At 63.1% G+C, this 14,531-nt stretch carries 10 protein-coding genes and 1 pseudogene; 4 read left to right on the top strand and 7 right to left on the bottom strand.

The genetic code is table 11. The features are described from left to right. Positions 1 to 115 precede the first annotated feature (115 nt). Complete coding sequence (locus AB4136_RS30910; protein ID WP_065998062.1) at positions 116 to 1,600, bottom strand: nucleobase:cation symporter-2 family protein; 1,485 nt, start codon at positions 1,598 to 1,600, stop codon at positions 116 to 118. 128 nt (positions 1,601 to 1,728) lie between these two features. Here AB4136_RS30910 and xth point away from each other — a divergent pair, with 128 nt between their 5' ends. Beyond that, positions 1,729 to 2,523: an exodeoxyribonuclease III gene (gene xth / locus AB4136_RS30905; RefSeq protein WP_024926334.1), complete on the top strand. Its 795-nt coding sequence runs from the start codon at positions 1,729 to 1,731 to the stop codon at positions 2,521 to 2,523. 70 nt (positions 2,524 to 2,593) lie between these two features. Here the strand turns inward: xth and AB4136_RS30900 are convergent, their stop codons facing one another. The 4 genes from AB4136_RS30900 to AB4136_RS30885 all read right to left on the bottom strand — a co-directional run bounded on the left by AB4136_RS30900 (position 2,594) and on the right by AB4136_RS30885 (position 8,314). Next, the gene (locus AB4136_RS30900; RefSeq protein ID WP_024926333.1) at positions 2,594 to 3,427 is read right to left on the bottom strand and encodes a tetratricopeptide repeat protein; all 834 of its coding nucleotides are present in this window, start codon (positions 3,425 to 3,427) and stop codon (positions 2,594 to 2,596) included. Continuing rightward, positions 3,414 to 3,593, bottom strand: a complete 180-nt coding sequence (locus AB4136_RS30895) for a hypothetical protein (protein ID WP_024926332.1) — start codon at positions 3,591 to 3,593, stop codon at positions 3,414 to 3,416. The genes AB4136_RS30900 and AB4136_RS30895 overlap by 14 nt, the downstream gene beginning before the upstream one ends. A gap of 306 nt (positions 3,594 to 3,899) precedes the next feature. Beyond that, positions 3,900 to 5,111: an outer membrane protein transport protein gene (locus AB4136_RS30890; protein WP_024926331.1), complete on the bottom strand. Its 1,212-nt coding sequence runs from the start codon at positions 5,109 to 5,111 to the stop codon at positions 3,900 to 3,902. Between the two features lie 419 nt (positions 5,112 to 5,530). Continuing rightward, positions 5,531 to 8,314, bottom strand: a complete 2,784-nt coding sequence (locus AB4136_RS30885) for a valine--tRNA ligase (protein WP_137900582.1) — start codon at positions 8,312 to 8,314, stop codon at positions 5,531 to 5,533. Between the two features lie 238 nt (positions 8,315 to 8,552). Here AB4136_RS30885 and AB4136_RS30880 point away from each other — a divergent pair. Beyond that, positions 8,553 to 9,186, top strand: a pseudogene (locus AB4136_RS30880) (bleomycin resistance protein). Here AB4136_RS30880 and AB4136_RS30875 read toward each other — a convergent pair. Beyond that, the gene (locus AB4136_RS30875; RefSeq protein ID WP_137900581.1) at positions 9,161 to 10,687 is read right to left on the bottom strand and encodes an NAD(P)H-hydrate dehydratase; all 1,527 of its coding nucleotides are present in this window, start codon (positions 10,685 to 10,687) and stop codon (positions 9,161 to 9,163) included. The pseudogene AB4136_RS30880 and the gene AB4136_RS30875 sit on opposite strands and share 26 nt — an antisense overlap. Before the next feature lie 355 nt (positions 10,688 to 11,042). Between AB4136_RS30875 and AB4136_RS30870 the strand changes: the two genes are divergently transcribed. Together AB4136_RS30870 and glnA are read left to right on the top strand one after the other, a co-directional pair. After that, positions 11,043 to 11,381 carry a P-II family nitrogen regulator gene (locus AB4136_RS30870; protein WP_024926327.1) on the top strand — a complete coding sequence of 113 codons (339 nt, stop codon included), beginning with the start codon at positions 11,043 to 11,045 and terminating at the stop codon, positions 11,379 to 11,381. A gap of 51 nt (positions 11,382 to 11,432) precedes the next feature. Beyond that, positions 11,433 to 12,842 (top strand): type I glutamate--ammonia ligase, encoded by a 1,410-nt coding sequence (gene glnA / locus AB4136_RS30865; RefSeq protein ID WP_024926326.1) that lies wholly within the window; start codon positions 11,433 to 11,435, stop codon positions 12,840 to 12,842. Between the two features lie 221 nt (positions 12,843 to 13,063). Here the strand turns inward: glnA and AB4136_RS30860 are convergent, their stop codons facing one another. Beyond that, positions 13,064 to 14,458, bottom strand: a complete 1,395-nt coding sequence (locus tag AB4136_RS30860; RefSeq protein WP_024926325.1) for an APC family permease — start codon at positions 14,456 to 14,458, stop codon at positions 13,064 to 13,066. Positions 14,459 to 14,531 lie beyond the last annotated feature (73 nt).

Genomic DNA, 14,531 nt, shown 5'->3' with positions numbered 1-14,531 from the left:
GGTTTCGATAACCGCTTTTATCCAGACCGCCATCGGCGGCAGACATCGCGCAAACCCGTCGTCCGAAAAAGGCCGCCCTGATCGGGCGGCCTTCGCATCGAGATGACGGGATAAATCACGCCTCCGATGTCATCGCAGCTTCGCGGATCTCGTTTTCATCCACCTGCGCGCCGTTGAAGAAGGCGTTGAGCATGACCGCCGAGACGGTGGCCAGCAGGATGCCGGACTCGACCAGCGGGTGGATGACATGCGGCAGCCACATCTTGAAGTCCGGCGCCACCAGCGGGATCATGCCCAGCCCCACCGAGACCGCGACGACGAACATGTTGTTGCGCTGGCCCTTGAAGTCGACATTGGACAGGATGCGGATGCCGGTGGCCGCCACCATGCCGAACATGACCAGGCCGGCACCGCCGAGCACGACGGTCGGCAGCGCCTCGACCAGCGCGCCCATCTTGGGGATCAGGCCGAAGACGATGAGGATGATGCCGCCGGCGACGCAGACGAAGCGGCTCTTGATGCCCGTCACCCCGACCAGTCCGACATTTTGCGAGAAGGATGTGTAGGGGAAGGTGTTGAAGATGCCGCCAATGACGGTGCCCAGCCCGTCCGTGCGCAGGCCCGCGGAGAGCCCCGCCGGCGTCATGCGGCGGCCGGTGAGATCGCTCAGCGCCAGGAACATGCCCGTCGATTCGATCAGTGTCACGATCATGACCAATGTCATGGTGATGATCAGGATCGGATCGAAGATCGGCGTGCCGAAATGGAACGGCGTGATGATGGCGAACCATTCGGCGTTGGCGACCTTGTCGAAATGCATCATGCCGAGCGCCGCGGTCAGCACGCCGCCGATGATGATGCCGAGCAGCACGGCGATGTTGGCGAGGAAGCCCTTGCCAAACTTGGCGATCAACAGGATGGAAGCCAGCACCACCACGGAAACGGCGATGTTGGTGAGCGGCGCGTAGGCGGCGTTGTCCAGCGTCGGCGCCAGCGCCAGATTGGCGGGAATGGCCGGAACGGTGGAGCCGGCCGTTTGCGCCATTTCCGTTACCGCCTTGAGCCAAGCCGCATGTTCGGGCGCCACCAGGCGCGGCGCGGTCGGCCCCACCGGAACGCCGAAAATCCAGTTGATGCCGACGCGCATCAGCGAGGCGCCGATCACCACGATGATGGTGCCTGTCACCACCGGCGGAAAGAAACGCAGCATGCGGCTGGCAAAAGGCGCAAGCACCATGCCGATGATGCCGGAACCGATGATGGCGCCGAACAGAAGCCGCGCGCCATCCGGACCCGGATTGGCGCTGGCGATCGCCGTCATCGGCCCGACGGCGGCGAAGGTCACCCCCATCATCACCGGCATCTTGATGCCGAACCACTGCGTGGCGCCGAGCGACTGGATGATGGTGGCGATGCCGCAGACGAAGAGATCGGCCGAGATCAGAAAGGCGACCTGATGCGGGTCGAGCTTCAGCGCCCGCCCGACGATGAGCGGGACGGCGATGGCGCCGGCATACATGACAAGGACGTGCTGGATGCCGAGCGCGGCAAGACGTGGCGCCGGCAGCACCTCGTCCACGGGATGCGTGGTTGATGACATGACGGTGTTCCCATTATTGTGCCGGCCGTTCCCTGACCGGGTTCCCTTCCTGCGAAGGATGTTGCAGGATCGAATCGGAATGCGGATTGCGCCATCCTTGATTTGCTTGAAATAGTCGCGAGATTTTCATGAAAATCGTTACCTGGAACATCAACGGCGTCCGCGCCCGTATTGATAATCTCGTGCACTGGCTGGGCGAGAGCCAGCCCGACATTGTGTGCCTGCAGGAAATCAAGACGGTCGACGAGCAGTTCCCGCGCGCCGAGGTCGAGGCGCTCGGCTACCATGTCGAGACGCACGGCCAGAAAGGCTTTAACGGCGTCGCCATCCTGTCGAAGCTGCGCTTCGACGAGGTCAATCGCGGCCTGCCTGGCGACGATGCCGACGAGCAATCGCGTTTCATCGAAGGCGTGTTCTCGACCGACAAAGGCGTGTTGCGCGTCGTCTCGCTCTACCTGCCGAACGGTAACCCGATCAGCGACCCGGTCAAATTCCCCTACAAGCTGTCCTGGATGGCGCGGCTTGAACGCTGGGCGACGGAGCGACTGGTGCTGGAGGAAGCGCTGGTACTGGCCGGTGACTACAACGTCATTCCCGAGCCGGTCGACGCGAGAACTCCGGAAGCATGGCTCGGCGACGCGCTGTTCCAGCCACAAACCCGCCAGTCATTCCGGCGCCTGAAAAACCTCGGCTTCACCGAGGCGGTGCGCTCCGTCACCGACGCATCGGAAACTTATACCTTCTGGGATTACCAGGCCGGCGCCTGGCAGAAAAACAACGGCATCCGCATCGATCATCTATTGTTGTCGCCGGAGGCGGCGAACCGCTTCGCCTCGGCCTCGATCGAAAAACACGTGCGGGCCTGGGAAAAGCCGTCCGATCACGTGCCGGTGGCGGTGGAATTGACGCTGGCGGCTGCATGAAGGCCGTCGACGCCTGCGGAATTTTCGACTGAGATTGAGCAAAGCGGCCCGAAGAGGCAGCTGTGTGCGCCTATTGCTGCTCGGCGCCGGTAACGCCTTTGGCCAGCATATCGTCGGCCAATGAGATGGCGGTGCGGCGGTCGGCCTCGCCGGACACCGCGAAAGCCTCTTCCTGCATGGAGCGGATCCAAGGCTGATCGGCCGGCGTCGCGCGCGCCAGTGCCGCCGTCATCATGGCCAGCCCGCGCACCGCCTTTCCGCTCTGGAACAAGAGGTTGCCGAGTGTTGCTTGCGCGCCCGCATGGCCCTTTTCGGCGGCAAGCTGCAACCAGCGTCCGGCCTGCTTGACACTCACCTTGACGCCGCCATCGCCCTTCAGGAACATCTTGCCCATCTCGTACTGGGCGTTCGGATTGCGATAATTGGCGGCGGCGCGCATGAAATATTCCTGCGCGACGACCGGATCGGCCCCCACCGGACTGCCGGGGATGCCCTGCTTCAGATAATCGCCAAGCGCCACCAGCGCGTCGGAGACGTAGCTTTCCTCGGGCGAACCCGGCTCGACATCCTGTTCGGCGATTTCCGAAAAGAACTTGAAGGCGGCGTAGTCGTCCTGCGCCACGCCGTCGCCTTCGGCATACATGCGCGCCAGCTTCCAGGTCGCGCCGATCTGGCCGTTCTCGGCGGCGTATTTATAGGCTTCGACCGCCTGCTCCTTGTGACCGTTCTTGTAGGCGGAAAAGCCGAACTGGAAGACTTCCCAAGGGCTGGATTTCGGCTTTACGCCGCTCTTGTCGTCGAAAACCTTGTCGTCGAAGGCAAAAGCCGAGCCGGCGGCGCTGAGGGTCGCAACCGCGACCATCACCGTGAACACCGACGACCTTGCCAACTCAACAACCCGCATGGCAGTGCATTTCTTCGACATCGCCGACGCGGACGATGGAAACTTTGCTAGAATTCAGCACATGATGGCACGCATTTCCGGCCAAACTGCGGTCGGTCTCGGGCGACGACATGGCGTTCGCACCGCGCTCCGGCAGACTGGCAATGGAAAACTCGTCAGCGTGCATTTCTGTTCCTGCCGCGGATCTGCGGCCCATTCCCTCGCCTGACCGTCATCGGTCTTGCCGGGTACCCCATCGAGGTGCTCCGGGTTTATGGCGGGAAATGGGCATCGCCGCGTCCCGGTCTTCTTAGCCGATGGCTTGTTTCGAAACTGTTGCCGAAACGTCACAATAATGGATGCCGCAGCTAATGTTGCATTTACGGCACGCATCGGAGGGCGGTCAGCCGACCTCGAGAATTCGACTGTAACGAACCCCGGACAACAAAAAAGCCGGGCATAGAGCCCGGCTTTGTTGATTAGAATGAAGGGCTTACCACTTCAGGCTATAACCTGCATTGAAGGCAATCGCATAGCCGGCCTTGACACCCTGGTTGGTGCCTGGGGCGTAGTTGGTTTCCTCGCCGGCGCCGAGATAGCTGAAGCCGACACCGCCGCGGAACTCGCCACCGATGCCGTCCTTGGCGGAACCGCCCACAGCCACCGTATAGGTGTCGCCGGTGATGTCCCAGCCGGTGCCGACGCCCTGATCCCAGGTCAGGCTGGCGAAACCGGAAACCTTGTCGTTAAAGGCATGGCCGACACCGCCGGTTACGGTCCAGCCATCCTTCCAGAAATACTTGTCCTGGCTGATGGTGAAGCCCGCCGACTTCGAGCGAACGTCGAGGGTCGTCAGCTGGCTCCAGTCGGTCCACTTGACGCTGCCGAAAGCCAGCCAGCCGGGCGCAATACCGCTCTGCAACTTGAACTCGACGCTTTGCGGCAGGGCGCCAACGCCGATCGCGGGGACATCAACGGGCGTATTCTTGCCCAGCGGCGAAGCTGCAATGATCCTTGCGAACTGAGCCTGCAGCGGTGTTCCTGCGGTCGCAGCGAACAAAACGCCGGCAGGCGCATTCAGATTGCCGTCGGCACCGTATTTCGTGCCCGAGCGATACATCAGCTGCGCGCGCAGGGCGATGTCCGGGATTTCGTAGGCAGCGCCGATCCGGAAGCCATATTTCTGACCGTCGAGATTAAGGGTAGCGTTGCCCATGCCGAGCGCCGCGTAGGAATTCACGCGGTTGTATTCAAACTTTTCCATGAAGCCGCCGCCGAGCAGCCAGAACTTGCCCTGGCCGGCATCGAAGCCGAGGCCGCAGGTCAGCGCGGATTCATAGGTTGTGAATTCTTCGGAAATCTTGCCGCTCAGCGTCGGCGACGCGTATCTCGCATTGCCGCCATTGTTGTTCACCAGCGTGCCGGCGCAGCGCAGATTGTCGGTCAGGTTGAACTTCGCCGCGAAGGACGGGATAATATAATCTTCGGCGTAGTTGGTGCCAATCAGCCTCGGATTGCCGTTCTTGTTGAACTTACGCGTCGGGCTCACATAGGTGACGCTCGAGCGCATGTTGAAATTGCCCGGCTCGAAGATGATGTCGGTATCGGCCGAGCCGCGCGAGAAGCCGCCGGCCTGAGCCCCGCCCATCATCGCCACCGAAATGCACCCTGCCCCCAGGAGCGCCTTGAAACGCAAATTGATCATGAAATCCTCTCCCCGGAAATTCGTACACCAAGCTAGAACCAATTCGCATTAATGGCGCAATAACGATTTTTCCGGCCGTACTAGTACAATCGAGCTGGTGGCGCGCGAATACAGTCGGCTGCATTGGCGAGGACACCGAAAAGCCACCATTTTTAGAGGCAGGCGAAGCAAAACCGCGCGGAAATTGGCAGGAAACGCCCGAAAAAGCCTCATTTTGGCAGGTCAAACGCCCCATTGTTACATTATGGCAACAATGGGGCCCAAAACATTCCGTTTACGTCAATTGTGACGTTGCGGAATGCCGAAACCGTACCTACTCACGCAGTTTCCGCGGCACTTCCGCAACGTCAGAATCAACGATCCCGGCGCTCTTGCGAAGCACCGGGATCGAGGTTGTTTTGGCTCGATTGTTGTTCGGGTCAGCCGGCGTCGCGCACGCGCTCCAGCGCCACCGACAGCCGTGTCTGCTGCTCGTTGTATTCGGCGAGTTTCTCGCGCTCGGCCTCGACCACGTCTTCCGGCGCGTTGGCGACGAACTTCTCGTTCGACAGCTTCTTGTGCAGGCGCGCGATTTCCTCGGTCACCTTGGCCAGTTCCTTCTGCAGGCGCGCGGCCTCGGCCTTGAGGTCGATGAGGCTGCCGAGCGGCAGGCATACGGTCGCTTCGCCGAGCACGATCTGCGCCGAGCCCTTGGGTGCGGTCTCGCCATGGGAGATGTCGCCGACACGCGCCAGGCGCTTGATCGCCGCCTCGTGGCGAACCAGGCGTTCGCGCGTCGTCGCGTTGGCGCCGATCACCACCAGCGGCGCGATCGCGGCCGGCGGCACGTTCATTTCCGAGCGCACGGAGCGAATGCCGGAAACGAGATCGACCAGCCAGTTGATATCGGCGGCTGCCTCGACATCCTCGAAATCAGGCGCCGGCCAGGCGGCATGGCACAGCAACGATTGCCGCTCCTGCCCTTCGCCCACGGTCTGCGCCCAAAGCTCCTCGGTCATGAACGGCATCATCGGATGCAGGAGCTTGTAGATTTCGTCCAGCACAAAGGCGACGCAGGCGCGGCTTTCGGCTTTGGCGGCCTCGTCCTCGCCCATGAAGACCGGCTTCAACAGTTCGAGATACCAATCGCAGAACAGGTTCCAGACGAAGCGGTAGGCCGCGCCCGCCGCCTCGTTGAAGCGATAGGAGGCGATGGCGTCGGTGATCTCGCGCGCCGCGCGGGTCAATTCCGTCAATATCCAGCGGTTGACCGCGAGCTTGGCGTCGTTGAGCCAGAACGTATCGTCGCGGGCGACGCCGTTCATCTCGGCGAAGCGCGTGGCGTTCCACAGCTTGGTACCGAAATTGCGGTAGCCGGCGATGCGGGCGGGGTCGAGCTTCACGTCGCGCCCTTGCGCGGCCATGATCGCCAGCGTGAAGCGCAGCGCGTCGGCGCCATATTCGTCGATCAGTTCGAGCGGGTCGATGACGTTGCCCTTCGACTTCGACATCTTCTGCCCGTTTTTGTCGCGGACAAGCGCATGGACATAGACCGTGTGGAACGGCTCCTCGTCCATGAAATGCAGGCCCATCATCATCATGCGGGCGACCCAGAAGAAGATGATGTCGAAGCCGGTGACCAGAACGTCGGTCTGGTAATAGGTCTTCAGTTCCGGCGTCTTGTCCGGCCAGCCGAGCGTCGAGAACGGCCACAGCGCCGACGAGAACCAGGTGTCCAGCACGTCCTCGTCGCGGGTCAGGATCTCGCCGGGCTGGAAGTTTTCCAGCTTCTCCTCGACCCAGGCCTTCCACGGCCCTTCAAGGGCGAGATAGTGCTGGATCGCCGATTCAAGCGCTTCTTCTTCGGTCTTTTCGACGAAGACCTGCCCATCCGGGCCATACCAGGCCGGAATCTGGTGGCCCCACCACAGCTGGCGCGAAATACACCAGGGCTGGATGTTCTCCATCCAGTCGAAATAGGTCTTTTCCCAGTTCTTCGGCACGAAATTGGTGCGGCCCTCGCGCACCGAAGCCATTGCCGGCTTGGCCATTTCGTGTGCGTTGACGTACCACTGGTCGGTCAGGAACGGCTCGATCGGCACGCCGCCACGGTCGCCGTGCGGCACGGTGTGGCGGTGCGGCTCGATCTTGTCGAGGAAACCGCCCTCTTCCATCAATTCGACGATGCGCTTGCGGGCCGCGAAACGGTCCTGCCCGTGCAACTCGCTCCACACGGCCTGGCGCTCCGGCGTCGCCTCGAGCCCGGCCAGGAAATCCTCGTTGTCGTTGAGGTTTATCGCCGCCTCGACGGTGAGGATGTTGATCGCCGGCAGCTTGTGGCGCTTGCCGACCTCGAAGTCGTTGAAGTCGTGCGCGGGCGTGATCTTGACCGCGCCGGTGCCCTTCTCCGGATCGGAATATTCGTCGGCGACAATCGGAATGCGGCGGCCGACCAGCGGCAGGATGACGTTCTTGCCGATGAGGTCCCTGTAGCGCTCGTCTTCCGGGTGCACGGCGACGCCGGTGTCGCCCAGCATCGTCTCGGGGCGGGTCGTGGCCACGGTGATGAAGGTCTTGGGGTTCTCCGGATCGTAGGTCTCGCCTTCGACCGGATAGCGGAAATGCCAGAGATTGCCGTTGACCTCGTGCTGCTCGACCTCAAGGTCGGAGATCGCGGTCAGCAGCTTCGGGTCCCAGTTCACAAGGCGCTTGTCCTTGTAGATCAGGCCCTGCTTGTAGAGCGTGACAAAGACTTCGAGCACGGCCTTGGACAGGCCCTCGTCCATGGTGAAGCGCTCGCGCGACCAGTCGGCCGAGGCGCCGAGCCGCTTCAGCTGGTTGAAGATGGCGCCGCCGGATTCGGCCTTCCACTCCCAGATCTTGTCGACGAACTGTTCGCGGGTGAGATCGCGGCGATGCACCTGCTTTTCCATCAGCCGGCGCTCGACCACCATCTGCGTGGCGATGCCGGCATGGTCCATGCCCGGCTGCCACAAGACGTTCTTGCCGCGCATGCGCTCGAAGCGGATGAGAATGTCCTGCAACGTATTGTTGAGCGCGTGCCCCATGTGCAGCGAGCCGGTGACATTGGGCGGCGGGATGACGATGGTGAAGGGCTCCGCACCGTCCTCGGCGCCGGCACCGGCGCGGAAAGCGTCCGCCTCCTCCCAAATCCTGGCGATCTTCGGCTCGACGCTTTGGGCGTCATAGGTTTTTTCAAGCATGGGAAAGGCGTCCGGGCTGTCGGGATTTGCTGGTGACGGTAAATCGGAAGGTTTTGGCCAAGTCAACCGTGGCGAAAGGCCATCATCCGACAGATAGGCGCGGCAACCGGGTGGACAATACCCGCAAGCCTTGCCTCCTCCCGCGGCGTCGCCTACCATCCCTTCGCTGCTGTAGGGCGCACCGGCCTTGGCCGAAGGGGCATTGCCCGCCTACGCCACACCAACCCATGATGCGCCCATGTCCCGGCTCGACCATTTCCGCAAGCAGGCCAAGCTGCACCTCAAATGGCATCGCGAACGGTATTATCCCGTCGCGGCGACGATCGCGTGGGTTCTGCCACGCTTCCGGCATCTCGATGACCGGCAGGTTCTCGATGCCGAGTTCAAGCGCCGATGCCCAGGAACTGGTGGCCCGCAAGGCCGGCTTCGACAGCTGGCAGGCGCTGACGAAAGGTCTCGACACCATGACAGAACCAGATGAAAGCCGCGCCGCGGCACCCGTTCTCGCCCATGCCGAACCGCAGCTTTTCGTGACCAATATGGCGGCGGCGCTTGCCTTCTATGCTGAGAAGCTCGGCTTTCCCGATAACTTCGCCTATGGCGAACCGCCCTTCTACGCGCAAGTGCAACGCGACGGCGCGCGCCTCAATCTGCGCCATGTCGATGCGTTGCCCCTCGACCGGATCGCGCGCGAACGGGAGGAGCTCCTGTCGGCGACAATTGCGGTGACCGCGATCAAGCCGCTGTTTCTCGAATATCAGGCAGCCGGCGTCGACTTCCACCAGCCATTGAGAACCGAGCCGTGGGGTGCACGCACCTTCATCGTCAGAGACCCGGACGGCAATCTCATCTGCTTTGCGGCGGAAGGCTGAACAGGTCTCGCAGCATCGGCGGCAGCGCACCGGGCAGGTCTTCCGCGATCAGCCCCGGCCCGAAGCGGCTGCCCGCCTCGGCGTGCAGCCAGACGCCGGCGCAGGCCGCTTCGAAGGCCGGCATGCCTTGCGCGATCAGGCCGGCGACGATGCCGGCCAGCACGTCGCCCGAACCGGCGGTCGCCAGCCAGGGCGCGCCATTGGCGTTGATGGCGGCGCGGCCATCGAATGACGCAATCACCGTATCCGCGCCCTTGTAGATGACGACGGCATGCGCGGCAGCGGCGGCAGCACGTGCCTTGCCGAGCTTCGACAGGCTGCCGTCCTCGGCAATCGCCGGGAAAAGCCGGGCGAATTCGCCTTCATGCGGCGTCAGCACCAGCGCCGGGGCGCCCGGGAGCGTGGCAGCCTCGAACAGGCGCGCGGGTTCATCGCGGAAGGAAGTGATGCCATCGGCGTCCAGCACCAGCCCTTCCACGCCGGAGCCCACCCCGCTGCCCGACGCCAGCACGGCCAGCGTAAACGCCCGCGCCTTGTCGCCGACGCCGAAGGCGGGGCCGAGCACGAAGGCAGACGGCCTTCGGTCAGCAAGAAAGGCGGCAAGGTCGGCAAGTTCGTCCACCTGCCGCAGCATGACGGCGGTGAGATGGGCGGCATTTGCCTGCATGGCGCCGCCGGGCGACAGCACCGTGGCCGCCCCTGCCCCGCTGCGCGCCGCGGCCAGTGCCGACAGCCGCGCCGCGCCCGTTGAACTCGCACCGCCGGAAAAGACACCGACATGGCCGCGCCGGTATTTGTGCGTATCGACCGCCGGCGACGGAAACGATCGCCGCCACAAGGCCGGCCGGTTCTCGAAGGTCTTGACCACGAGCGCCTCGATGACAGCCGGCGCGATGCCGATGTCGGCGACGATCAGTTCGCCGCACAGGTCGCGGCCGGGCAAAAGCAGATGACCCGGCTTGCGCCGCGCGAAGGTGATGGTGAGGGTCGCCGTAAAGGCACAACCGAGCACCGCGCCGCTGTCGCCCGAAACGCCGGACGGCAGGTCGACGGCGACGACCGGCAGGCCCTTGGCCACGACGAGCGCGACCGCCCGCGCCGCATCGCCCGCAAGCGGCTTCGACAGGCCGGCGCCATAAAGCGCATCGACCACCACATCCCCTAGCCCGGCCTCAAACTCCGTGAGCGGTTTTACCGGCACCGGACACTCATTGGTCGCAAGCGCTGCATCGCTGCCGGCACGGGGCGGACCAGATGCCCACAGCGAAACGGCAACGCCGCTCTCGTGCAGGATCTTCGCCACGACATAACCGTCGCCGCCATTGTTGCCAGGTCCGACGAGCACATGGACGTGCGCGGCACCCGGGAAACGCGCCAGCACGACTGCCGCAACCGCGCGCCCCGCATTGCGCATCAGCCCGATGCCGTCGAAAGGCCCGGCGGCGATGGCCAGGCAATCGGCCTCGGCCATTTCGGCGGGCGTGAGCAATTCAAGCGTCATCGGCGGCATCCCGGCAGGCGTCTGGGCGGACATTCGAACAGTTTGCCGTTCGAGGCAAATGGGCGTTTGCGTCGAACACGCCCTCGCCCGGGAAGGATGAGGCAAGCACCAAGCCCGCGAAATGCGCATGTTGCACAAAATTCAGGCACATCTCGAAAACCCTGCACGCACATCTCTTGGGCAACGAGCTTTCGGCCGCGACCGCGCCTGCGCCGCAAAACCGTGCCTGTCACGAAGCTGGCATGAAAATTCGCGACAAAACCGTCACGCGGTTCAAACTGGCACGCTTCATGCTTGAAGGATGCGCGAGCGGGACTGACAACCCGTTTTTCCGGCAGTGGAGGCCCATATCCGAATGAAAAAGATCGAAGCGATCATCAAGCCGTTCAAACTGGATGAAGTGAAAGAAGCACTTCAGGAAGCCGGCTTGCAGGGCATCACCGTCACCGAGGCCAAGGGTTTCGGCCGTCAGAAGGGCCATACAGAGCTCTATCGCGGCGCCGAATATGTCGTCGACTTCCTGCCCAAGGTGAAGATCGAGGTTGTGCTCGGCGACGAGTCCGTCGAGGCGGCCATCGAGGCGATCCGCAAGGCCGCCCAAACCGGCCGCATCGGCGACGGCAAGATCTTCGTCTCCAACATCGAGGAAGTCGTACGCATCCGCACCGGCGAGACCGGTCCGGACGCGATCTGACGACCTGCCCGCCTTTTCAAGTTTCAACGTCATCACATAGGAAAGCATGACATGACGACAGCCAAGGACATTCTCAAGCAGATCAAGGACAACGACGTGAAGTTCGTCGATCTGCGCTTCACCGACCCCAAGGGCAAGCTGCAGCACGTGACCATGGACATCGCCGAGGTCGACGAGGACATGTTCGCCGACGGCGTCATGTTCGACGGCTCCTCGATCGCCGGCTGGAAGGCGATCAATGAGTCCGACATGGTGCTGATGCCCGACATGGACACGGTTCACATGGACCCGTTCTTCGCGCAGTCGACCATGGTCATCCTGTGCGACATCCTCGATCCGGTCTCCGGCGAAGCCTATAACCGCGACCCGCGCGGCACCGCCAAGAAGGCCGAGGCCTACATGAAGGCCGAAGGCATCGGCGACACCATCTTCGTCGGCCCCGAAGCCGAATTCTTCGTCTTCGACGACGTCAAGTACAAGGCCGATCCCTACAACACCGGCTTCAAGCTGGACTCCTCGGAACTGCCGTCCAACGACGACACCGACTACGAGACCGGCAACCTCGGTCACCGTCCGCGCGTCAAAGGCGGCTATTTCCCGGTTCCGCCGATCGATTCCGCGCAGGACATGCGCTCGGAAATGCTGACCGTGCTCACCGACATGGGCGTGCGCGTCGAGAAGCATCACCATGAGGTGGCCGCTGCCCAGCACGAGCTCGGCATCAAGTTCGACACGCTGGTCCGCAACGCCGACAAGATGCTGATCTACAAGTATGTCGTGCATCAGGTCGCCAATGCCTACGGCAAGACCTCGACCTTCATGCCGAAGCCGATCTTCGGCGACAACGGCTCGGGCATGCACGTCCACATGTCGATCTGGAAGAACGGCAAGCCGACCTTCGCTGGCAACGAATATGCCGGCCTGTCGGAAAACTGCCTGTACTTCATCGGCGGCGTCATCAAGCACGCCAAGGCCGTCAACGCCTTCACCAACCCGCTCACCAACTCCTACAAGCGTCTGGTGCCGGGCTACGAGGCTCCGGTGCTGCTCGCCTACTCGGCGCGCAACCGTTCGGCTTCCTGCCGCATCCCGTTCGGCAATTCGCCGAAGGCCAAGCGCGTCGAGGTCCGCTTCCCCGATCCGGGCGCGAACCCCTATCTCGGCTTCGCGGCACTGCTGATGGCCGGCCTCGACGGCATCAAGAACAAGATCCACCCCGGCCAGCCGATGGACAAGGATCTGTACGACCTGCCGCCGAAGGAACTGAAGAAGATCCCGACCGTCTGCGGCTCGCTGCGCGAAGCCCTGCAGAGCCTCGACAAGGATCGCGGGTTCCTGAAGGCCGGCGGCGTGTTCGACGACGACCAGATCGACTCGTTCATCGAACTGAAGATGGCCGAGGTGATGCGTTTTGAAATGACCCCGCATCCGGTCGAATACGACATGTATTATTCGATCTAAGCGGTTCGCATCGCTGGATAAAAGAAACCCCGGCCGCGAGGCCGGGGTTTTTCTTTGCCTGTGATGAGCCTTCGGGTTCCTTCCGGGCCAAGCAGGAAAGTGCCCAAGCCTCGCGAGGCTCGGCGACGGCCCCGGCTGGGCAGACCCGCCTTGCGCAAGCGTCAAAAAAACCCCGGCCTCGCGGCCGGGGTCTCTGTCGGGTCGATCGAAGGAGGGAGGACCTACCCGGCAATCTCCTCGGGTGCATGCATGGTCCAGTCGGCGCGCCGTGCCAGGAACAGCACGTAGTAGACCGCCGCCACCGCCATGATCGCCAGTGTCGCCATCAGGCTCGGCCGCCCGAAGGAAGCGTCGAGCAGGTTCTGGTAGGCGACATAGACCAGCGCCAGGAAGGCCAGGACGGCCGGCACCGGGAAGAACGGCATGCGATAATGGCCATTGGCGGTGGCGCCGTTGCGCCGCCCCGCGATCGCGCCGAGGCAGAGTAGCGCGTAGATGACCACCAGCGAGGTGCCGGAGACCACCAGAAGCAGGTTGATGTCGATGAAGCAGGCCGCGGCGGCCAGCACGGCGACGACGATGGTGGCGATCCACGGCGACGCGTAGGTGCCGTGCACCGAAGCAACCGCATTGTTGATCGGCCCGAACCAGGTCTTGTCGCGGCCCGACGAGAACAGCAGCCGCGCCGCCTGCAGCACGATGGCGATGACCGCGTTGAAGATGGCAACCGCGATCGCCAGGCTGACCAGCACGGTGAGCGTATGACCACCGCGCGCCTCGAGGAAATATTCGATCTTCTGCGGCGCGGCCAGGAGGCCGACCAGGTCCGGCGAACCGAGCAGGACGGCGGTCAGCGGGATCAGTTCCGCCGCCACGGTGATGAGCAGCGCCCACACCACCACCTTGCCGATGCTGCGCTTGGCGTCCTGCGTCTCCTCGCCGAAATAGGCGGCGGCGCCATAGCCGTTATAGGCGAAGATGGCGACGGCGGTGGCCGCCATGATGAGGCCCGCCGAGGCCGGCACCAGCGCATTGGTGGTGTCGAGGATTTGCGGCGCCGTGAACAGGCTGGAAAGCGGCCGCTCGACATGGATGAAGCCCAGCACCGTCAGGATGACCAGCGCCAGCATCTCGATGCCGAGGAAAATGCCGGTGACGAAGGCGTTGAGCTTGATGCGCAACGCCGCCACCACGCCGGCCAGGATGATGGTGGCCACGCCGACCCATTGCGCGTTGAGGTTGGGCATGAGCACGCCGAGATAGGTGCCGACGCCGAGCGCCACCACGGCGATGATCAGCACGATGGAGACGAAGACGAGGACGAGTGTGACAAAGCCCCAGAAGCGGCCGAGCGTGCGGCCGATCATGGTGTATTCGCCGCCGGCCGTCGGATAGGCTGACGACAATTCCGCATAGACGAAGGCCATGAACAGCCCGATGACGCCGGCCAGCACGAAGGACAGGAACGATCCCGTACCGGCCAGAGCGATGACGCCCGGCACGATGATGAAGACCGAGGATGCCGGCGTCACCGCCGACAGCACGATCATCAGCGTGCCCAGTGCATTGAGCGCGCGATCAAGACCGCCGCTCGAGTTTGGTACTTCCGATGGCATCAAGCCCTCCCATTGTTTTTATGCAATTAAAATTCTGTTCCCATCAAAATGCTACGATGGAGTCGGCATTTCG

This window comes from Mesorhizobium sp. 2RAF21 (assembly GCF_052115345.1).
In the GTDB taxonomy this organism is placed as follows: domain Bacteria; phylum Pseudomonadota; class Alphaproteobacteria; order Rhizobiales; family Rhizobiaceae; genus Mesorhizobium; species Mesorhizobium terrae.
The sequence above is the reverse complement of the archived record's forward strand: the minus strand, read 5'-3'. Positions and strand labels throughout refer to the sequence as shown.